This window comes from Pseudomonas sp. FA117, assembly GCF_057370475.1.
The window spans coordinates 2,965,900-2,984,801 of the sequence record NZ_CM170675.1 but is presented as its reverse complement, the minus strand read 5'-3'; the positions used below and the strand labels follow the sequence as shown (position 1 = coordinate 2,984,801).

The 18,902-nt window shown below is 61.4% G+C and carries 19 protein-coding genes and 2 pseudogenes; 9 read left to right on the top strand and 12 right to left on the bottom strand.

The window, feature by feature from the left end:
• The first annotated feature begins 18 nt into the window (after positions 1 to 18).
• Both AC1TXO_RS13660 and AC1TXO_RS13655 read left to right on the top strand, forming a co-directional pair.
• A complete protein-coding gene (locus AC1TXO_RS13660; protein ID WP_370649567.1) occupies positions 19 to 900 on the top strand; it encodes a methyl-accepting chemotaxis protein in 882 nt (293 codons plus the stop codon).
• A 40-nt stretch (positions 901 to 940) separates the two neighbouring features.
• On the top strand, positions 941 to 1,831 hold the full coding sequence (locus AC1TXO_RS13655) for an HD-GYP domain-containing protein (protein WP_021703080.1): 891 nt from the start codon (positions 941 to 943) through the stop codon (positions 1,829 to 1,831).
• 11 nt (positions 1,832 to 1,842) lie between these two features.
• Here AC1TXO_RS13655 and AC1TXO_RS13650 read toward each other — a convergent pair whose 3' ends face one another.
• A complete protein-coding gene (locus AC1TXO_RS13650) occupies positions 1,843 to 2,484 on the bottom strand; it encodes a DUF1109 domain-containing protein (RefSeq protein WP_021703079.1) in 642 nt (213 codons plus the stop codon).
• 342 nt (positions 2,485 to 2,826) lie between these two features.
• Here AC1TXO_RS13650 and AC1TXO_RS13645 point away from each other — a divergent pair, with 342 nt between their 5' ends.
• The 4 genes from AC1TXO_RS13645 to AC1TXO_RS13630 are packed head-to-tail and all read left to right on the top strand — an operon-like array spanning position 2,827 to position 5,188.
• Complete coding sequence (locus AC1TXO_RS13645; RefSeq protein ID WP_021703078.1) at positions 2,827 to 3,099, top strand: BufA1 family periplasmic bufferin-type metallophore; 273 nt, start codon at positions 2,827 to 2,829, stop codon at positions 3,097 to 3,099.
• Positions 3,100 to 3,117: 18 nt separating this feature from the next.
• A complete protein-coding gene (bufB, locus tag AC1TXO_RS13640; protein WP_021703077.1) occupies positions 3,118 to 3,951 on the top strand; it encodes an MNIO family bufferin maturase in 834 nt (277 codons plus the stop codon).
• Positions 3,948 to 4,703, top strand: coding sequence for an HvfC/BufC N-terminal domain-containing protein (locus AC1TXO_RS13635; protein ID WP_021703076.1), 756 nt, complete (start codon positions 3,948 to 3,950; stop codon positions 4,701 to 4,703). Before bufB ends, AC1TXO_RS13635 begins: the two co-directional genes overlap by 4 nt.
• A gap of 11 nt (positions 4,704 to 4,714) precedes the next feature.
• Positions 4,715 to 5,188, top strand: a complete 474-nt coding sequence (locus tag AC1TXO_RS13630; protein WP_021703075.1) for a DoxX family protein — start codon at positions 4,715 to 4,717, stop codon at positions 5,186 to 5,188.
• A 142-nt stretch (positions 5,189 to 5,330) separates the two neighbouring features.
• On the opposite strand, the gene AC1TXO_RS13625 is transcribed toward AC1TXO_RS13630, so the two are convergent.
• Together AC1TXO_RS13625 and AC1TXO_RS13620 are read right to left on the bottom strand one after the other, a co-directional pair.
• On the bottom strand, positions 5,331 to 6,038 hold the full coding sequence (locus AC1TXO_RS13625) for a glutathione binding-like protein (protein ID WP_021703074.1): 708 nt from the start codon (positions 6,036 to 6,038) through the stop codon (positions 5,331 to 5,333).
• Complete coding sequence (locus AC1TXO_RS13620; protein ID WP_034011914.1) at positions 6,035 to 6,649, bottom strand: TetR/AcrR family transcriptional regulator; 615 nt, start codon at positions 6,647 to 6,649, stop codon at positions 6,035 to 6,037. The genes AC1TXO_RS13625 and AC1TXO_RS13620 overlap by 4 nt, the downstream gene beginning before the upstream one ends.
• Before the next feature lie 101 nt (positions 6,650 to 6,750).
• Between AC1TXO_RS13620 and AC1TXO_RS13615 the strand changes: the two genes are divergently transcribed.
• The gene (locus AC1TXO_RS13615) at positions 6,751 to 7,449 is read left to right on the top strand and encodes a glutathione S-transferase family protein (protein ID WP_021703072.1); all 699 of its coding nucleotides are present in this window, start codon (positions 6,751 to 6,753) and stop codon (positions 7,447 to 7,449) included.
• Positions 7,450 to 7,514: 65 nt separating this feature from the next.
• Positions 7,515 to 8,189, top strand: a complete 675-nt coding sequence (locus AC1TXO_RS13610) for a haloacid dehalogenase type II (RefSeq protein ID WP_021703071.1) — start codon at positions 7,515 to 7,517, stop codon at positions 8,187 to 8,189.
• Positions 8,190 to 8,402: 213 nt separating this feature from the next.
• Here AC1TXO_RS13610 and AC1TXO_RS13605 read toward each other — a convergent pair whose 3' ends face one another.
• The 9 genes and pseudogenes from AC1TXO_RS13605 to AC1TXO_RS13565 all read right to left on the bottom strand — a co-directional run bounded on the left by AC1TXO_RS13605 (position 8,403) and on the right by AC1TXO_RS13565 (position 17,500).
• Complete coding sequence (locus AC1TXO_RS13605) at positions 8,403 to 8,639, bottom strand: DUF2798 domain-containing protein (RefSeq protein ID WP_021703070.1); 237 nt, start codon at positions 8,637 to 8,639, stop codon at positions 8,403 to 8,405.
• A gap of 254 nt (positions 8,640 to 8,893) precedes the next feature.
• Positions 8,894 to 9,697 carry an IS21-like element ISPst3 family helper ATPase IstB gene (gene istB, locus AC1TXO_RS13600; RefSeq protein WP_486402275.1) on the bottom strand — a complete coding sequence of 268 codons (804 nt, stop codon included), beginning with the start codon at positions 9,695 to 9,697 and terminating at the stop codon, positions 8,894 to 8,896.
• A complete protein-coding gene (gene istA, locus AC1TXO_RS13595; protein ID WP_486406806.1) occupies positions 9,690 to 11,189 on the bottom strand; it encodes an IS21-like element ISPst3 family transposase in 1,500 nt (499 codons plus the stop codon). Before istA ends, istB begins: the two co-directional genes overlap by 8 nt.
• A gap of 103 nt (positions 11,190 to 11,292) precedes the next feature.
• On the bottom strand, positions 11,293 to 13,161 hold the full coding sequence (locus AC1TXO_RS13590) for a putative bifunctional diguanylate cyclase/phosphodiesterase (protein ID WP_486402274.1): 1,869 nt from the start codon (positions 13,159 to 13,161) through the stop codon (positions 11,293 to 11,295).
• Positions 13,162 to 13,165: 4 nt separating this feature from the next.
• Positions 13,166 to 13,765: pseudogene (locus AC1TXO_RS13585) on the bottom strand (methyl-accepting chemotaxis protein); the annotation flags it as partial.
• 306 nt (positions 13,766 to 14,071) lie between these two features.
• Positions 14,072 to 14,806 (bottom strand): annotated as a pseudogene (locus AC1TXO_RS13580) (MCP four helix bundle domain-containing protein); the annotation flags it as partial.
• A gap of 160 nt (positions 14,807 to 14,966) precedes the next feature.
• Positions 14,967 to 15,344, bottom strand: a complete 378-nt coding sequence (locus AC1TXO_RS13575; RefSeq protein WP_004577346.1) for a response regulator transcription factor — start codon at positions 15,342 to 15,344, stop codon at positions 14,967 to 14,969.
• 81 nt (positions 15,345 to 15,425) lie between these two features.
• Positions 15,426 to 16,055, bottom strand: a complete 630-nt coding sequence (locus tag AC1TXO_RS13570; protein ID WP_004577345.1) for a response regulator transcription factor — start codon at positions 16,053 to 16,055, stop codon at positions 15,426 to 15,428.
• Complete coding sequence (locus AC1TXO_RS13565; RefSeq protein WP_042948793.1) at positions 16,052 to 17,500, bottom strand: sensor histidine kinase; 1,449 nt, start codon at positions 17,498 to 17,500, stop codon at positions 16,052 to 16,054. The genes AC1TXO_RS13570 and AC1TXO_RS13565 overlap by 4 nt, the downstream gene beginning before the upstream one ends.
• A 330-nt stretch (positions 17,501 to 17,830) precedes the next feature.
• Here AC1TXO_RS13565 and AC1TXO_RS13560 point away from each other — a divergent pair, with 330 nt between their 5' ends.
• Positions 17,831 to 18,901 carry a cupin domain-containing protein gene (locus AC1TXO_RS13560; protein ID WP_012314194.1) on the top strand — a complete coding sequence of 357 codons (1,071 nt, stop codon included), beginning with the start codon at positions 17,831 to 17,833 and terminating at the stop codon, positions 18,899 to 18,901.
• Position 18,902: the final 1 nt, after the last annotated feature.

Genomic DNA, 18,902 nt, shown 5'->3' with positions numbered 1-18,902 from the left:
GATGAACTGGGTCAGTTGATGGATGCCATGCGGGAAATGGCGCGTCATCTCAGGCAGATCATAGGCCATATCGGTGCGAGCACCGAACGCCTGACGGTATCGGCGACCGACCTGTCGGGCGTGGCGACCCGCAGCAGTGCCGGGCTCAGCGACCAGCGCCACCAGACCGAACAGGTGGCGACGGCCATGGGCGAAATGGTCGCCAGCGCCCGGCATGTGGCCGAGGACGCGCGCCAGGCCTCACAGTTGGCGATCACCACCGAAGCCCGCAGCGTCGAGGGCGACCGGGTCATCAGAGAAGCGGTCGAGCAATTCGAAGCCCTGGCCAGCAATGTGCAGGTGTGCAACCAGGCCATGGCCCGCCTGCGCCATGATGGCGAGCGCATCAGTGGTGTACTCAACGTGATTCGTGACGTCGCCGACAAGACCAACCTGCTGGCGCTCAATGCCGCAATCGAAGCCGCCCGCGCCGGTGAATCGGGGCGCGGGTTCGCCGTGGTCGCCGATGAAGTGCGGGCGCTGGCGCAGCGCACCCAGAGTTCCACGCGGGAAATCGAAGCGCTGGTCCATGCCCTGCACACCGGCACCCAGGAAGCCACCACGCTGATGGAGCGCAGCGAAAGCATGAGCCACACCAGCGTGCAGCTTGCGCACAGCGCCGGGCATGTACTCGAGGAAATCCGTGAGTCGGTGGCGTCGATCCAGGCGGCCAACCAACAGATCGTCGTCGCCGCAGACCGGCAGACACAGCTTTCCGAGCATATCAACGAAAACATCACCACCGTGCGCAGCATCACCGAAAACTCGACCAAGGCGGGTGCTCGCATCGCCTCGGCCAGCCAGGAGCTCTCCAGCCTGGGCGCAGAACTGAACGAGCTGATACGGCACTTCACGTTCTAGGCATTCGACTGAAACCATACGGCCCGACCAAGGAACGCCTATGAACATTCTCCACTTGCTGGGCAAGCGCCCCGCGCGCCCTGTCATCGACGAAGCCTTGCTGTCCAGCCTGCTGACGCTGGCCTGGGTCGTGGAAGCCCGCGATCCCTACACCGGCGGCCATCTCTGGCGCGTTGCCCAATACTGTGCGCTGCTGGCCGAAAAAAGCGGCTTCGCACCAGCGGAGGTGGCGCGCCTTGCCCTGGGTGGTTTCGTTCACGACCTGGGCAAGGTCGGCATCCCGGATGCCATATTGAGAAAGCCCGGCCCGCTGAACGATGACGAATACGCGGTGATCCGCACGCACCCGGAAATCGGCCGGCGCATGCTCGAAACCCATCCGATAGCCGCGCTGGTGATGGATGCCGTGGCCTCGCACCACGAAACCCCAGACGGCAGCGGTTATCCCCACGGGCTCGGCGCAGCGGATATTTCCACGATGGCCGCCATTACCGGTATCTGTGACGCCTTCGACGCCATGACCAGCTCCCGCGCCTACCGCCCGGGCATGCCGCTGGACAGGGCGCTGGGCATCATCGGTCAGAACCTCGGCACGCAGTTCAATACGCACTATGGCCGCCTGTTCATCGAACTGGGGCACGAGGGCCTGCTCGACGCCGTAATGGGGCATACCGACGCGGGCATTCCCCTGCGTCGCTGCGCGATGTGCGGCCCTACCGTGGTCCTACAGCAGGCTCACGTCGAGGGCGATCATGTCTTCTGCCCTTCGTGCGCCAGCGGCTACGAGTTGGTTCGCCCCACCCCGGACGCTGCCCTGGCACTGCGTGCAACCGGGCAAACCGGCAGCGCGGACGACCTTGCGCCCCAACCCGATACCGACCTGCTCGCCCGCCTGGCCCGGCAATTCAGCCCGGCCCGTGGCCCGGCCTGAGCCGACAGCCCCTACCAGCGCAACACACAACGCCCCAGCAACGCCCCCAATGCGGTGGGCAGGGCCATGCCCAGCACATACCAGACGCCCCAGAACGGCACGGTCATTTCCGGGCAGTGCAGGCAATAGACCAGGGTGGCCAGCGTACCGGCCAATGCACCGGCACCCGCCCCGGCCAGGGGCAGCCGGGTGGGCGCCAGGCCGCGCAGCGCCCAGGAAAAGGCAACGATACCGGGGAGCGAGAGCAGCAGGATCTTGAACGGGCAACCCTTCCAGGTTCTACCCAGGGTCAATGGCAAGCGGGCGGCCAGCGGTGCCTCCAGCAGGGTATAGGCACTGGCCAACCACAGCACCAGCAACGGTATGCACAGCATGACCCAGGCGCCGCCGACCCGCCCGCCCGGACACGCGGTGCGCCGCGTCAGGTACAGCGCCCCCGGCAGCAACGCGACCGGCAACGCCAGCTTGGCGTAGAAAAGCGGCAAGCGAGCCACCTGCGCCAGATCGGGACGTACCCCGAACAGCAGGGTCATCAGCAACGCGGCCCCCAGGACACTGACCACCAGCGCCAGGGCAAAGCGCTTGCCGAACAGGTGCTTGTCGACCGCCGGCACACCGGTCGCCAGCAGGGTAATCAGCTCGTCAGTCCTCATCGTCCAACTACCTCTGCTACCCGATGCCAAGCGGGCCTTGGCACCAGCGGGCGCCCGGCCATCGAAGCCATGTGCGGCCGAGCGCGGTGCCGTTGGCACCGGCCAGGCCCTGTGGAGGTAGTTCGCTGCCAAGGGGGTAACGGTTACAGCCTGGGTGAATTTTCCCGCGCTGTAGCACCAGGTGGTTGCGCCCCCGGGGCATGGGCAGGCGTCAAGGCGGCGAGCGTGAGCACGTCGAAGGAAATATTCGATGTGCTGTAACCAAGTGCGCCGCCAGAGCGAATTACTGGTCGGACCGTCACGTTGCGCTGGCGGCCATTGAGCCTCTCACGGAGATACACCATGAAAAGCTTCGCCCTCGCTACCGCCGCACTCGCCCTCGCCTCCATTGCATCCACCGCCATGGCCGACAACCAGGCCACGCCAAGCGTGGAAAAATGCTACGGCGTCTCCCTGGCCGGCAAGAACGACTGCGCCGCCGGTGCCGGCACCAGCTGCGCCGGCACCTCCAAGGTCGACTACCAGGGCAATGCCTGGAAGAACGTCCCGGCAGGCACCTGCACCTCGATCAAGACCCCCAAGGGCATGGGCTCGCTCACGCCGATCAAGTCCTGAGCGCAGGCGCCGCCGATCATGCACGCTCCTATGCCACTGGGTGCCGGCCTTGGTTTGAAGGCCGAGCACTACGACGCCGCCCGGGACTGCAGCGCAGCCGGGCTGTGGTTTGAGGTCCACCCAGAGAACTACATGGTTGGCGGTGCTCGCCTGGCCCACCTGGAAGCGGTGGGCGAACGGCATCCGCTGTCGCTGCACGGGGTCTCCCTGTCCCTGGCGGCGGACGCCGCCCCCGACCCGACGCACCTCCAGCGCCTGCGCAGGCTGGCAGACCACGTGCGACCGGCGCTGGTATCCGAACACCTCGCCTGGTCCACCTGGCGCAATCACTATTACCCGGACCTGTTGCCATTCCCGCGCAGCCACGAGGCCCTGGTACGCATCGCAGACAACATACAGCGTACCCAGGATGCCCTGGGGCGCAGCATTGCCATCGAAAATCCCAGCCATTACCTGCACCTGGACGGCCACGACTGGGATGAAATCGACTTTCTCACCGAGCTGACGCAGCGCACTGGTTGCGCCCTGCTGCTCGACATCAACAACGTGCACGTCAGCGCGCACAACATCGATTTTGATCCGGCCGCCTACATCGATCGCTTCCCGGGCCAGGCCGTCGCGGAGATTCATCTGGCGGGGCACAGCCATGACGCCGGCGGTGCGTTGCTCATCGACTCCCACGACGCCCCGGTCGCTGACCCGGTCTGGGCCCTGTATCAGCGCTTGATCCAGCGCATCGGCCCGCGCCCGACGCTGATCGAGCGCGATGACAACGTACCCGCGTTCACGGCATTGCTCGGCGAACGCGCGCACGCCCAGGCCATGCTCGACCGACTGGGAGCGACGCAATGATCAGACGTCTCGAACACTTCCAGGACGCCTTCATCGAGGCCTTGCAGGTACGTGCCGCCCCGGAACTGTCCGCCCTCACCGCGCAACCCGGCTTTCAGGTGTACCGCAATACCGTACTCAAGGGCTGCGTCGAGGCGCTGTGTGACAACTTCCCCAGCGTCGAACGCCTGGTCGGCCGTGACTGGCTGCGCGCGGCGGCGGTCGTTCATGCCAACGCCTGCGCACCAAGCGATGCCCGCCTGATCTTCTACGGGGCGGACTTTCCCGCGTTTCTCGCGGCCTTCGAGCCGGCCCGGGAGCTGCCCTACCTGGGCCCGGTGGCCCAACTCGACTACCTGTGGATAGAGGCCTTCTGTGCCGTGCAGGAGCCCGCGCTGGAACTTGCCAGCCTGGCCGGCGTGTCGCCCGAGGCACTGGCAACCTGTCACCTGCGCCCGCGCGCCAGCGCACGCTGGCGGTGGTTCGACGAGCAACCGATCTACAGCCTCTGGCGCTGCAACCGCGAAGGGGTGGACCTGCCTGACAACCTGCCCTGGCAGGGCGAAGGCGCTTTGCTGGTGGGCCATTGCGATGGCGTCACCTGGCACGCGCTCGAACCCGCTGGCTGCGTGTTTCTGGACGCCTGCGCTGCCGGACACGATCTGGAGCGGGCCTCGGCCCTGGCCTTGCAGCGGCAAGGCGACCTGGACTTTACCGACCTGCTCAGCCGCTTGCTGGGTGCCCGCGTGTTCTCTCCCCTTGTTCTTGCATGAAGGAAATAGCCATGGATATCACCCAGCCGTCGTCCAACAACAGCCGCGCCACAGTGCGTCAACGCTGGGACCAGGTGTGCGACCTGCTTCAGCGCCTGATCAGCGACTCGACGCTCAGCCTGGTGGCGCGCATCAGCGTTGCGGCGATCTTCTTTCTCTCGGGGCGCACCAAGGTCGAGGGGCTGTTGACCATCACCCCCGGTACCTATGAGCTGTTTCGTAGCGAATACGCCCTGCCGCTGCTGTCACCGCACCTGGCCGCCCACCTGGCGACCTATGCCGAGCATGTGTTTCCGCTGCTGCTGATCGTCGGCCTGTTCTCGCGCCTGTCTGCCCTGGCGCTGCTGGGCATGACTGCGGTCATCCAGGTATTCGTCTACCCCGATGCCTGGCCAACGCACCTGTCCTGGGCCGGATTGCTGCTGGTCATCATCGGCCGGGGCGCCGGGGCGTGGTCGCTGGACAGGCTGCTGCGCATTCGCTGAATGCGACTGGCGCAGGCAATGCTGTGCGCTTCAGGTCGTGGGCGCTCCGTGCCCCTCTACCGTTTATGAGAGAGGGGCAGGAACCGAGGCCCACGGCTGAATGCATCAAGGCTATTACGGCAGGTACGGCAGGCTCAGGGGCTCATTGCCCGGCCGGTACATTGCCCGCCGTCTGCCCGAAGAGGATCTTCTTGCCCGCCTCGGTCACCGTCGGGCGGCTGGAGAACGGCTCACCCCTGGCGTAGGCCCTGACCGTGGCCGGGCGCTGGGCGATGGCCTCGAACCAGCGGCGCACATGGGGGAAGTCGTCGAGGTTCTGCTGCTGGTTCTTCCACGGCACGATCCAGGGGTAGCACGCCATGTCGGCAATGCTGTACTGCTCGCCGGCAACGAAGGTGCTGTCCGCCAGGCGACGATCCAGCACGCCATAGAGGCGGTTGGTTTCGTTGACGTAGCGGTTGATCGCGTAGGGGATCTTTTCCGGTGCATAGATCCCGAAATGATGGTTCTGCCCGGCCATCGGCCCAAGCCCGCCCATTTGCCAGAACAGCCATTCCGTCACCGTCTTGCGGCCACGCAGGTCGGTGGGCAGGAACAACCCGGTTTTTTCCGCCAGGTACAGCAGGATGGCGCCGGATTCGAACACCGTCACTGCTTCCCCGCCATCGGCCGGCGCAGTGTCGATGATGGCGGGCATGCGGTTGTTCGGCGAGAACGCGAGGAAATCGGGCTTGAACTGGTCGCCCGCGCTGATATCCACCGGGTGGATGCGGTAGTCCAGGCCGGCCTCTTCCAGAAACAGGGTGATCTTGTGGCCGTTGGGTGTTGGCCAGTAGTAGAGCTCGATCATCGTTGGTGGTCCCCGTGAAGGTTCAAGTGACTGTCAAGCAGGGTCAGCGCTGGCCGTACCATGCCTTCGAGCAGTTCACGCTCCGGCCGCGTTCGGGCCAGGACGCGAACGCCCAGGAGAATGCCCAGCAGCAGGCGCGCCAGATCGTCCGCCGGCTGCGCGCAGGTAATGGCGCCGCTGTGCTGGCCGGCCAGCACGCAGCGCCGGAAAAAGGCCTCGATCTGTATCAGGACAGCAGCCACGGCGCGCTGGAAGTCGGGGTCGTCCGGTGAGGCCTCAAGGGCGGAATTCACCAGCATGCAACCCTTGTGCTGGGGGTCGTTGAGCGAGCGTTCGAGTATCTCGTCGAAGAACGCCCCGATGGCCTGGCGCGGCGGCAGGACGCCTTCGAATCGCCGCACCCGGTCGGCAAAACCCTCTTCGACGTAATGGTCCAGCGCACGGCGATACAGCGAGCGCTTGTCGCCAAAAGCGTTGTACAGGCTGGCACTGGTCAGCCCCATGCCCTGGGCCAGGTCACGCACCGAAGTGGCCTCATAGCCACGGGCCCAGAAACATTGAACGGCTGCATCGAGCACCGCCCTCTCATCGAACTCTCTTGGCCGAGCCATCCGTACTCCCATTGCCAGGCCAACACAGGTGTTGCCCTTTTTCTGTAGACGGCCCTATTCTAGATCGAACGATCTAAAACACAAGACAGGACCCCACCCGCATGATTCATTTCTACTACCACCCCACGCCCAACCCGGCCAAGGTCGCCCTGTTTCTGGAAGAAACCGGGCTGCCCTACCAGCTGGTTCCTCTCGATACCGGCAAGGGCGAACAGCACACCGCGCAGTTCCGGGCCATCAACCCCAATGGCAAGGTCCCGGCCATCGTCGACAGCGAAGGCCCCGGTGGCCGCGAGGCACGGGTGTTCGATTCGACCGCCATCCTGCTCTACCTCGGCGAAAAGACCGGGCAGCTCATGGGCGCGCCGACCGACAAACCCGAACTGCTGTCGTGGCTGATGTTCATCGCCACGGGTATCGGGCCGTTCTCCGGCCAGGCCGTGCACTTCCAGTATGCCGCGCCGGAGAGCATCCCCTATGCAATCAACCGTTACCGGCGCGAAGCCGAACGGCACTACCAGGTGCTGGATGAGCACCTCGCCGGGCGCGACTACATCGTGGGCGACAGCTACACCCTGGCGGACATCTCAGCCTGGGGCTGGATCGACCGTGCCTCGCGCGTGCTCAAGGGCGAAAGCGACCCGCTGGCCGCCTACCCCAACATCCAGCGCTGGTTCCAGGCCATCGATGCGCGCCCGGCGGCGGCCCGTGCCCGTGAAGTGGGCAAGGACCACGCCTTCAAGAAAGACCTCGACGAGCAGATGCGCCGCGCGCTGTTCCCCTCCAACTACCCGGCGTAAGCCTCACCGGGTCAGCGTGCCCAGCGCACGCTGACCCCCGGACACGATCCCCAGAGAGGTGTGGCATGCAACCCATTGAAGGCATCGTTTTTGATCTCTACGGCACGTTGTACGACGTGCACTCCGTCGTCCAGGCCTGCGAAAGCGCCTACCCGGGCCAGGGTGAGGCCATCTCCCGCCTGTGGCGACAGAAGCAGCTCGAATACACCTGGCTGAGCAGCCTCATGGGCCGCTATGCCAGCTTCGAGCAACGAACCGAAGAAGCCCTGCGCTACACCTGCAAGCACCTGGGGCTCGCCACGGATGAAACCACTCTGCGGCAGCTCGGCCAGGCCTACCTGCACCTGGCTCCCCACCCGGACACGACCGCGGCCTTGCGGCGGCTGAAAGCAAGCGGCCTGCCCATGGCCATCGCCTCCAACGGCTCGCACCACTCCATCGAGCAGGTCGTCAGCCACTCGGACATGGGCTGGGCATTCGACCACCTGATCAGTGTCGAAACGGTCAAGGTGTTCAAGCCGGACAACCGCGTCTACAGCCTGGCCGAACAAACCATGGCCATCCCCAGGGACAGGCTGCTGTTCGTCTCGTCCAACAGTTGGGATGCGACCGGCGCCCGGCACTTCGGCTTTCCGGTGTGCTGGGTCAATCGTCAGGGGGCCGTGTTCGATGAATTGGGCGCCACCCCGACCCGTGAAGTACGTGACCTGGGCGAGATGAGCGACTGGCTGCTCGATTGAAGCTGTCCGCGCGAACGGCGCCCATGGATGATGGCCGGGGCGCCGTTCGGGCCAGGGCTGCTAGTGAACAAGGCGAATGCCGTCGATGCGTACCTGTTCCCCAGGCGAGAAGGCTTGCCCCGGCGTACGGAAACGCTCGCGAGTGCCGTCATCGTTTTTCACCCTGTAGGCGTTTTCACTCAGGCCCGCCGATGCCATCGCTGCGCGGTGGGCTCAGAGGTTGTCGCTGTCGGTCAGGTAATTGACCAGGCGCCGAAGCCAGGGCGCGATCAACAGCACCACCGGAATCATCATCAGCCAGGACAACACCCAGGCCTTCGACCAGTGCCCCATGAACCGTTCCACGGGAAACAGCGGACGGCTGGCAATTGCCGAGGCAATCGCACAGGTAATGGCCGACTGCAACAACGCAAAAAGATGGTGCCCGTGGCGTTTCGATAGCTTGATCACTGTACATGCCCCCTGGTTACGGGAAGCGCGCCATGCGCCTCCGCCTCGATGCCCTCAACGTGTTGGCGCTGATGGAAAATTGACCCACCCTGCCGATTGAAATTTGACCCAGGGCGGATTGCTGATTTTGTTACCAGCAACTGTGGATAAGTCTACCAGCGCAGCTGCTGTTGCCCCCACTCCTTCGCTAGCCCAGTTCAGTTGTTTAAGACCTGCCACACGCAGCCATGTAGCAGGCCGTCGTCGCCATGAAATCAGAACGACTCATCGTCCTCCGGTTCCTGGCCGCCCTTACGCTTTCGCTCCCGTGATTTGATCTTGGCCTGGGCCGCCAAGCTACTGTGTTGCAGGCGATAGGACTCGTTACCGGTTTCGACGATGTGGCAGTGGTGGGTCAGCCGATCCAGCAGGGCGGTGGTCATCTTGGCGTCGCCGAACACGCTCGACCATTCGGCGAAGCTCAGGTTGGTGGTGATCACCACGCTGGTGTGTTCGTACAGCTTGGACAGCAGGTGAAACAGCAACGCACCGCCAGCCTGGCTGAACGGCAGATAACCCAGTTCGTCGAGGATGACCAGATCCATGCGCAGCAGTGCCTGGGCGATCCGCCCGGCTTTGCCGTCGTGTTTTTCGCGCTCCAGCAGATTGACCAGATCGACCGTGGAGTAGAAGCGCACGCGCTTGCCATGCCGGGTGATGCCGGACACGGCCAGCGCGGTGGCTAGGTGGGTTTTACCGGTGCCTGGCCCACCGATCAGCACCACGTTCTGCGCGGTGCCGGTAAAGGCCAGGCTGGCCAGCTCGCTGATCAGGCGTGCGTCGGCGCTAGAGGCGTTGAAATCGAAGCTGGCCAGATCGCGGTGCATCGGCAGCTTGGCCATGTTCATCTGGTGGCTCACCGAGCGCATGGCGCGATCTGTGTGCTCTTGTTCCAGCAGGTGTTCGAGCAGCCACTTGGACGAGGCTGTGTTCGACTCACCCTGTGCAGTTAACTCCGCCCAGGCCGTGGCCATGCCGTGCAGGCGCAGCTCCTTGAGTTCCGCCATCAAATCACGCATGACCGACCTCCTCGGTCTGGCCACGCAGGCGGTCGTAGCGCGCCGTGTTAGCGACGGGGGCTTCCTTGAGCAACAAGTGGGTTTCGACGCTGGGTGGTGGTTCGGTCGCGGCCAGGCGCGCCACGACATTGAGGATGTGTTCGGCGCTCAGGCTGCCGCTTTCCAGTACCAGCTCAACAGCCACCAGCACCGCATCGAGCCCGGCGACCGGTACGGCAGCCAGAACTTGCGCCATGATCCGGTCACCGCCGGCATGACGCCCCAGACCGTGCTTAAGCTGACGCAGCGGCGCCGGCAGATCAGCAAAGGGCGCGCCGTTGCGCAGCGCACCGGGCTTGCGTTCGATCAGCGGGAGGTAGTGCTGCCAGTCATAGCTGACCTGGTCGCGATCCAGCAAGCGGACATGGCTGGCGATCAGCGCGTCGTCAGCCACCACCTCGATTCGCGTCGGATACAAACGGCTGCTGACCCACTTACCCGCGTACTCACACGGCACCGAGTAGCGGTTGCGCCCGACGCTGACCAGGCAGGTGCTGGAGACCCGCGCAGGCCGCTCGACGTAACCGTCGAATGGCGCTGGCACAGGCATCAGTTCAGCGCGCTCCAACTCCAGCACTTCGGCCACACTCAGACCGCTGTATTGAGGGTGCGTCAGCTCGTTCCAAAGCGCGCGGCAGCGCTGGCCCAGCCAGGCATTGAGTTCCTCGAAGGAGTGAAACTGGCAGTCCTGGGCGTCTAGCCAGATACGCCTGCGGCTGTCTTGCACGTTCTTTTCAACGATGCCCTTTTCCCAACCAGCGGCGACGTTGCAGAAGTCCGGATCGAACAGGTAATGCGCGCACATCACCGCAAAGCGCGCATTCACCGCCCGGCCTTTGCCCTTATTGACCTTGTCGACGGCGGTCTTCATGTTGTCGTAGATGCCCCGGCGCGGCACGCCGCCCAAGGAGCCGAACGAGCGTGTATGGGCGTCAAATAACATCTCATGGCCCTGGCTCGGATACGCCACAAGCCAGAACGCACGGCTGGCACACAGCTTCAGATGTGCCACCTGCATACGCCGGTAAATGCCGCCGACCAGCAAGCCTTCCTCGCTCCAGTCAAACTGAAACGCCTCGCCAAGAGCAAAGGTCAGCGGCACAAAGGCCTGCGACGCCTTGCCCTGTCCCCCTCGCCAGGCACGGATAAACGCGGTGAGCTGGCTGTAGCCACCGTCATAACCTTCGGCTTTGATTTGCGCCAACAGCGCCTTGGCACTGCGCCGCTGTTGCTTGGGCCGCAGCGAATCGGCTTTTAGCGCCTGCTCCAGCGTGGCGTGAAAAGGGCTGAGTTTGTTGAAGATCGCGCGGCGTTGGTAGACCGGCGGCTTGGCCTCAGGTGCTCTGACCCACTTGCGAATCGTGTTGCGCGCCAACCCGGTGCGCTTGGCTATCTCATGCAGCGACAGCTTGTCGCGGAAATACATCCGGCGGATTTTGCCCATCATTTCCATACTGATCACCCTGTGTTCTCCTGCTCAAAAATTGAGCAGAAGCAGTTGAACACCTGGGTCAGTTTTCAGTCGGCAGAACAGCCTCTACTGGGTCAGTTTTCGGTCAGCGGCAACACTCTAGCTCCAATAAAGATGACTCTAAACCGGACGTGCTTAATGCCAGGGCGACACTATCGACATAATCGCCTTGTTTGAACTCAATAGCAGAGCAGTTCACCGCGACTATGAGTGCTCCAAGGCCCATGCGTTGCCAAGCCACGGCCTGTTCGCATGCAGTGGTAAGCAACCAACGCCCGATGGGCACGATTAATCCACTGGACTCCGCTTCAGCAATGAACTCCCCCGGGTATATCATTCCTCGAGAAGGGTGGCGCCAGCGCAATAATGCCTCTGCTCCGACTACCTCACCGCTGTCTAGATTCACCTGCGGCTGGTAGTGCAGCTCGAACTCATCGTTGTGTAGTGCAGCCCGCAACTCAACTTGCAGTTGTAGTGACTTCAGCGCGCGCTCCCCCATCGCAGGGGTGTAGAAGGTATGCCGGGCCCGACCGCATTTCTTTGCTTGATTCAGCGCAATGTCTGCAGCCTTGAATAAGTCGTCAAAGCTCGTCCCGTGATCAGGATGACAGGTAATACCAATGGAAGTCCGCACCTCCAACAAGCAGTTATGTACCAGCCAAGGCTCTCGCAGACGACTGTCAAGGTCGCGCAGCAACTGCTCCAACTGTTTTCTGGTCGTGGCTCTGACCAACATCAGATACTCATCTCCCCCCAAGCGGGCAGTAGTATCGATGCCCTGCAGACTTGTAAGACGCTGCGCCAGTTCGCACAGCACCTGGTCTCCGGCCACATGACCGAGGGAATCGTTGATGGTCTTGAAATTGTCCAGATCGAGGTACAGCAGGTGGAAACCTTCTGCGTCGACAATGGCTTCTTCAATGCGCTCACTGATGCGATGCCGGTTCGGCAGCCCGGTCAGGGCATCGTGGTACGCCATAAATGCGAGGTCGGCTGTCGCTCGTGACTCACGCCGTTGCGCACGATGCAGACGACGGTCCAGAGAGATGATCACCAAAAAGAACACGGCGCTGAGCGCACAGGCCCAACCGAAGGTGTAGTGCCATTCCTTTCGGTAATCGTCGGTGGCAAGGCCGATAGTTAATGCCAGCGGATACTCGCCTATACGTTTAAAGCCATACAGGCGCTCAATGCCATCCAGCGGTGAACGCATATAGAAGTCACCGTCACGGCGTCCGCTCACATGCTGCTCGTCCAGGGCGACGCGTTCCTGAGGATCAAGAGGATTGGCCAGGGGGGGATCGCGCAGCACGCTTTCCGGCCGATCCACTCGACGTACACTGATGACGCCGTGGAGCCCGACGTCTACCTCGTGGAACAGTTCGAGCACCGTTGCCAAATTTAGCGACGTGGCGACCCAACCCTGCCTGCTTCCCAAGCGATCAAAGATAGGTATGGCGAAGTGCAGCCGCGGTTGATTAGGATCTTGCTCGATCACCAGCGAGTCACCGTCTTGCGCTTGCCGAGCAAGCAGTGACCAGTATCGAAGTTGGTCGAAGGAAGGCGCGGCGGTGCCATCGAAGCTGCTAGCAACCAGGCGCCCCTTTTCGTCGATCAGTTCGAAGGGCATCTGGCTTGGCAGGCTAGCCGCCTCTTCGTGAAAGCGCCTGATCAACGTGGCATCCAAACCGTGGTTACTTACCTCCCCGCCCGATAGCCGGGTAGCCAGAGTACGCAGATTGGCGTGTAGAGGTTGTAGCAAGCCAGAATCAAGCCGCGCCTCTAGTGCGAGCCCCAGATTGCGAACATCCAGCCGCGCCTGACGCTCTGTCTGTCGGTAAGCCACCACCAAGAGGGCTGCGAGCAGCACGAACAGACCGCAGCCGAATACCTTCCACAGATGTCCACGCCATGTTTGTAGTGCCGAGCGTGCGCTGTCACGGGTCGAAATCATGGGGTTACACCGAAAAACGCGAAATCATACCCTTGAGCTGGACCGCCAGTTGTGACAACTGCAGGCTTGCCACAGACGTCTGGGTCGCACTCGTGGCGCAATGGTTGGACAAGGTGCGGATGCTGACCAGGTTGCGGTCGAGCTCACGGGCCACGAGGGCCTGTTGTTCGGAGGCGCTGGCAATGACCAAATTGCGTTCGTTGATCATTGAAACGGCCTCCGTAGTTCGCTGTAACGAACCGCTCACAGCCTGGGCCCTCTCAAGGGTCTGAGCCACTTGACCAACACTCATCTGCAAGGCCTCAACTGTGACGACTGTGCCCTGCTGGATCGCAGTGATGATGCTCTCAATCTCCAGAGTTGAACTCTGCGTACGCTGAGCCAGTGAGCGAACCTCGTCGGCTACTACCGCGAAGCCTCTCCCCGCCTCTCCGGCGCGGGCTGCCTCGATCGCGGCGTTCAAGGCCAGTAGATTAGTCTGCTCGGCAATGCCACGGATGACCTCCATAACCATGCTGATGTCTAGTACCTGATCCGACAGTCCACTTGCCTGCCCCGAGGAACGCGTGATGCCCTCGGCTAGAACCTGAATCTGGTCAACGATGTTGGCGACCTGGCTGTGACCATTGCGCATCTCCTCGTCCGACTCGCGGGACAACTCGGAGGTGGAAACAGCATTGCCCGCCACCTCATCCACGGCGCTGCTCATCTGGGTGATCGCGGTCGCGGCCTGTTCGATTTCCTCGCTTTGCTGTTGAAGGCCTCGAGTACTCTCGTCCATCGCCGTGCTCATCTGCTCCGAGGCGGTGGCCAATTGACCGGCAGAGTCACTGATCAGGCCGATAGTTGTGCGCAGGCTATGTTGCATTTCCGCCATCGCATGCAGCAACTGCGCGGGCTCATCCTTGCCGGAGGGTACGATCGGCCTGTCTAGGTGACCGTCAGCGATGGCACGTGCCGCCTGCAGCGCGGTATGCAACGGCCTGACGATGCTGCGGGTGAGTAGCAACGCAAGCAGTACGGTGGCCGCAATCGAGGCACACAAGGCAGAGGCGACGACCACGACCACTCGTTCGTACAGCGCTTGGGCCTGAGTGATGGCCTTCGCCCCCCCTGCTTGGTTCTGCGAAACAAGTGCGTCGATCTGTTCGCCGATCAGGCTCCCACTTTGTGCCAGGGCCGCATTGATTTCCGCCTGTTGCGAAGCATCTGGGGTGCCAACCTGCAAGAGCCGAAGCAACCGGTCCAGATTGCCCACGTAATTTGCTAGCTCTACCTCTAGCATCTCGACCATTTGTTTCTCTAGCGCCGAAATCCCGCGGTTCTTGTATCGCGCTAGCTCTTCGGTCAGCCGCTGCCGGGCAGAGATGATCAAGTCTTCACTGCGAACCAAGGCCTGTGGATCAGATGTCGACCGAATGCGCACGCTCTCAATTCGCATAACGGCAACCTGAGCACTGAAGGTTTGCAGGATGCTCATTCCCGACATCCAAGTATCATTCACATGTCGTGCTACTCGATTTAGCTCGGCCATGCGCGACAAGCTGAAGATTCCAGTGAGCAGGAAGATTAGTGTGACCACCGCGAAGCCCAAGGCCGCACGCTTGCCTATCGTAAGATTGCTCAAAAGCACTGCGACCCCCATCCAGATAAACCCAGGAGATACCTCTCCTACTCTTCTGCCGTGAGATAGCCAGATGCCATCTCCGGATGAGTCTCAATGATGGAGCAACGTCACGATCACGCCTGCCACACCTTGGACGAGCCGGCGTCATATCATGGTGCTAACGACTCATACCTTGGTATTAACGCCCGCGTCCAAGTCGGCCCGCCCGCTCGATCAGGCTTACCAACGTGCGACCATCAAAGGGTTTGCCAAGGAACTCCAGAGCCCCGGCGGCCAGAGCCTGCTCACGCCAGCGAGCCTCAGGAAACGCGGTAATGAAAATTAGCGGCAGGCATACGCCCAAGGTCAGTAGCTGCTGTTGCAGCTCGAGCCCGGACAGCCCGGGCATCTGCACATCAAGGATTAGGCAATCGCAGGTGTGCAATGCTTGCGACGCCAGGAATTCAGTTGCCGACCCAAAGGTGTCAGCGCAATGGCCCATCGAACGGACCAGCCCATCGAGCGCCATCCTGACGCTTTCATCGTCATCGACGATACAAATATGGTAGGGAGACAAGACGTACTACCTGAAAAGCCAAAGACCGAGCTTTAGACTATGCTGCACTTGGCCTGCTGCAAATCATGCTCTGGTATGCCCCTAGGCTTGACCTTGTGCTTGCCATTGCACTGATAACGCTTGAGCCATGCGCACTAATTCGGCGAACGAGCCGGCGTTCATCTTGCGCATCGCACTGCCTCGATGAATCTTCACCGTGACCTCGCTAATCCCTAGCTCGGCTGCAATTTGCTTGTTCAACAGGCCAGTCGTGGCCATGGCCATCACCTCCTGCTCACGTGTGCTTAGGCGGTTGTGGCGCTCACGCAACTCGATGATGCCTTCCTCGCTCACTCGGCGTTGACGATCATGCTCAAGAGCCTCTACTACAGCATCGAGTAGATCCTGATCGCGAAATGGTTTGGTGAGAAAGCCCAAGGCGCCGGCCTTCATGGCCCTGACGCTCATTGGGATATCCCCGTAGGCAGTCATCATGATTACTGGAATGTTCACCCGCAAATCGTCCATACGAGCTTGGAAGTCCAGGCCGCTAGCGCCTTTGAGGCGCACATCGAGAATCAAACAACTAGGAACCTCCGGACGCGGAAACTGGAGGAACTCATTCGGCGAAGCGAAGGTTTTCACGGCCAGATCAACCGAACGCAGAAGCCCAACTACGGCCTCGCACAGGTCGTGATCATCGTCCACCATGTAGATGCAGGTGTTTTTCATGCTATTACCTCCTCGCAGACTCTAGGCAGTACAAACGACAATGTCGCGCCTTCTCCCGCTCGGCTGTCGGCCCAGATGCGACCGCCATGCACCTCGATGATTGAGCGGCAGATGGGCAGGCCAATACCGATCCCCTCATCCTTGGTGGTGAAGAATGCGCTGAACAACATGTCGAGGTGCTCTTCCTCTATACCTGTACCACTGTCTCTGACCGTGACCTGCACCTGCTGATCCTGCTCACAAACCTCGATGTACAAATGGCGAGCTGAGCCTTCACGCTCGTCGATAGCGTCGATGCCGTTAATCAACAGGTTGATCATGACCTGTTGCAGCTGAATCCGGTCACCGCGTACCGTCAGACGACGGACCGGGCTTCGAAAGAGTTGTATCCGGCGATGCTGGATATCCCGCTCAAGGAGGGTCAGGGATTCGCTCACAACACTCTCTATATCCAGGCATTCATGCCGTGGCTCGGCCTTGCGGGTATGTTCGCGAATCCGCTGTATCACATCGCTCGCCCGTCGGGCATTGCTGGCCACCCTGCCAATTGCCACGCGCGCTTCATGTGCGTCGGCACGGTCCAGCCAACGTTGGGCCGCTTCGGCATTGGTTACGATGGCAGCCAGTGACTGGTTAACTTCATGAGCTATTGAGGTGCCCAACTCGCCCAACATGCTGACTCGGCTTACGTGGGCCAGTTCAGCCTGGGAGCGATGTAGTGCGACCTCGGCTAGGCGCCGGTCGGTCACATCGTTGTTACTGGCCAGAATCGCCCTGGGATTGCCAAGTTGGTCTCGGTGTAGCGACCATCGGCTGAGGATTGTGACCTCTTTGCCGGCGCGTGTTGTCTCGATCAGTTCGCCTTCCCAAACACCTTTTTCCAACAGCTCGGCCTTGATTGCCTGCGGTGCCTGTGATGAACGACTGCAGAGCAAATCCCAGCAGTCTCGTCCGATTACTTCATCGGCGGTCCAGCCGTAGAGCGCCTCGGCACCGGAATTCCAACTGCGAATACGGCTGTCAAACGTACAGACGATAATCGCATCATGGGTCTGCGACAGCAGTGCAAACTGCTCTCGTAAACGGTCGGTGACCTTCCGACTTTTCACGGCAAGCCAGCCAGCGACTGCAATGGCAACAAGGCTGACTAGGCAGCGGGCCAAAGCCTCACTGAAGAACTGGTTGTGGTGCGAAAGCAGGAAAGCCGCCAACGTCAGGCAACTACAAATCGCTGCTAGCAGACGTATGCCCCTCACCGAAAGACGGGTCGTGGCGATCATGATGACCAGTACGTAGAGGACGGCAACGGCGATCTCGAACGAAGTCAGAGTGTCGACAATGAAGATCGCCAGGGTGATGAGGCAGATGAAGCGCAAAAGCAGATCGTTGAACGCGCCACGCTCTGGCGCCATTGCATCGATCTCCTGGCCAGGAAAGCCCTGCATAGACAAATCCACTAATGAAGAAGGGTAACGGCGACGTCGCTACGGAAACGAGTGATATCCGCGCTTTTACAGCAAAAAAAATCCGGATTGGTAACACCGGAACTGGTATTCGTTTTTGCAGGTCCTCACAGCCCAAAGCTCAGTGCAATAGGTTGAAGGTACAACCTTCGAAGATGGCGCATACATACTTGGGCTTGATCCTCACTGGTTCCGGGGGCTGACAAAGGCATACGGCGCTATAGCTGTTTTTGAATCCTTCGCCATCGAGCAAGAGCACGGCCTCGTCTGCATACGAAGGTGCCGTCCAATATGTGGGGGTGTCATTATCCAATGATGGTACGGCTGTTCACATCCCCTACTGGCACAACACCTATGCTCTTTGGGGGCTTAATCCTCCTCCCCCACGTTTGTACAGTGACCTCGCACCACCGCTTTCATCGTTTATCAAGAGGTCATACCGTGAACAAACCCCTGAACGAGCAGATCATCTCAGCACGTCCGAGCTACTTAGCCGAAGCCGAATTCTTCGAGTACAGCAAAGCCGCCAATCCCATTGGCGCGAAGCTGATCTCTCGGGTGCCGTACCATACGTTTCCGGCGTCCCTATGTCAGGAGGGCGAGTCTCGAGTCATACCACTGGACTTAAGCCAAGCACTGGGTTGCGAAGGACCTGCCACGGGGCCGGGACTGTGCGCTAACTTCGTACGAGTACTTGCTGGCGACAGCTTGCGTCTAGCTCCTAACGCCACCTCGCAAGTGCTCTACGTCATCGAGGGTGAGGGTCGGTTGACCTATGACAAATCCACCTTCGAGTGGCATAAAGGCTGCTTCGTTGCGCTGCCGGCCATGCATGCGAGCATCCTTCAGGCGTCTAGCGACAGCCGATTCTACTATGTGCACGACGAACCGCTGCTTCGTTACCTGGGCGCCACACGCAGTGAGGACCGTTTTGCACCGACGCTGTATGCCAGCGAGGTCGCCAACGCCCACTTGCGCCAAGCCGCCGCCGACCCGCGGGCCAAGGACCGCAGCCGAGTCAGCATTCTGCTCGGTAATCGTAACTTCCCGCAAACTCGCACCGTCACCCACGTGCTTTGGGCGATGTATGGCCTGGTCCCGGCTGGTGCCGTGCAGAAACCCCACCGACACCAGTCCCTCGCGCTGGACTTTATCGTCGACTGCCCGCCAGGTTGCTACAGTCTGGTCGGTACACAACTCGACGAAGCCGGTGAAATCGTTAACCCGACTCGGGTCGACTGGACCCCAGGCCTGGCTTTCGTCACCCCGCCCGGTTACTGGCATGCCCACTACAATACTTCCGATCGTGAGGCGCTGCTGATCCCGATCCAGGACGCAGGGCTGCAGACCTGGTTGCGCGCCTTAGATATCCGTTTCAGTTGAG

Excerpts from the sequence above, each read along its gene's own strand:
- AC1TXO_RS13615 (WP_021703072.1), top strand. The coding sequence starts at position 6,751 with ATGATTCATTTCTACTACCACCCCACGCCCAACCCGGCCAAGGTCGCC.
- AC1TXO_RS13645 (WP_021703078.1), top strand. The coding sequence starts at position 2,827 with ATGAAAAGCTTCGCCCTCGCTACCGCCGCACTCGCCCTCGCCTCCATT.
- AC1TXO_RS13610 (WP_021703071.1), top strand. The coding sequence starts at position 7,515 with ATGCAACCCATTGAAGGCATCGTTTTTGATCTCTACGGCACGTTGTAC.
- AC1TXO_RS13660 (WP_370649567.1), top strand. The coding sequence starts at position 19 with ATGGATGCCATGCGGGAAATGGCGCGTCATCTCAGGCAGATCATAGGC.
- AC1TXO_RS13570 (WP_004577345.1), bottom strand. The coding sequence starts at position 16,055 with ATGAAAAACACCTGCATCTACATGGTGGACGATGATCACGACCTGTGC.
- AC1TXO_RS13625 (WP_021703074.1), bottom strand. The coding sequence starts at position 6,038 with ATGATCGAGCTCTACTACTGGCCAACACCCAACGGCCACAAGATCACC.
- AC1TXO_RS13655 (WP_021703080.1), top strand. The coding sequence starts at position 941 with ATGAACATTCTCCACTTGCTGGGCAAGCGCCCCGCGCGCCCTGTCATC.
- AC1TXO_RS13630 (WP_021703075.1), top strand. The coding sequence starts at position 4,715 with ATGGATATCACCCAGCCGTCGTCCAACAACAGCCGCGCCACAGTGCGT.
- AC1TXO_RS13620 (WP_034011914.1), bottom strand. The coding sequence starts at position 6,649 with ATGGCTCGGCCAAGAGAGTTCGATGAGAGGGCGGTGCTCGATGCAGCC.
- AC1TXO_RS13650 (WP_021703079.1), bottom strand. The coding sequence starts at position 2,484 with ATGAGGACTGACGAGCTGATTACCCTGCTGGCGACCGGTGTGCCGGCG.
- bufB (WP_021703077.1), top strand. The coding sequence starts at position 3,118 with ATGCACGCTCCTATGCCACTGGGTGCCGGCCTTGGTTTGAAGGCCGAG.
- AC1TXO_RS13590 (WP_486402274.1), bottom strand. The coding sequence starts at position 13,161 with ATGATTTCGACCCGTGACAGCGCACGCTCGGCACTACAAACATGGCGT.
- AC1TXO_RS13565 (WP_042948793.1), bottom strand. The coding sequence starts at position 17,500 with ATGCAGGGCTTTCCTGGCCAGGAGATCGATGCAATGGCGCCAGAGCGT.
- AC1TXO_RS13560 (WP_012314194.1), top strand. The coding sequence starts at position 17,831 with ATGATGGTACGGCTGTTCACATCCCCTACTGGCACAACACCTATGCTC.
- AC1TXO_RS13635 (WP_021703076.1), top strand. The coding sequence starts at position 3,948 with ATGATCAGACGTCTCGAACACTTCCAGGACGCCTTCATCGAGGCCTTG.
- istB (WP_486402275.1), bottom strand. The coding sequence starts at position 9,697 with ATGCGTGATTTGATGGCGGAACTCAAGGAGCTGCGCCTGCACGGCATG.
- istA (WP_486406806.1), bottom strand. The coding sequence starts at position 11,189 with ATGGAAATGATGGGCAAAATCCGCCGGATGTATTTCCGCGACAAGCTG.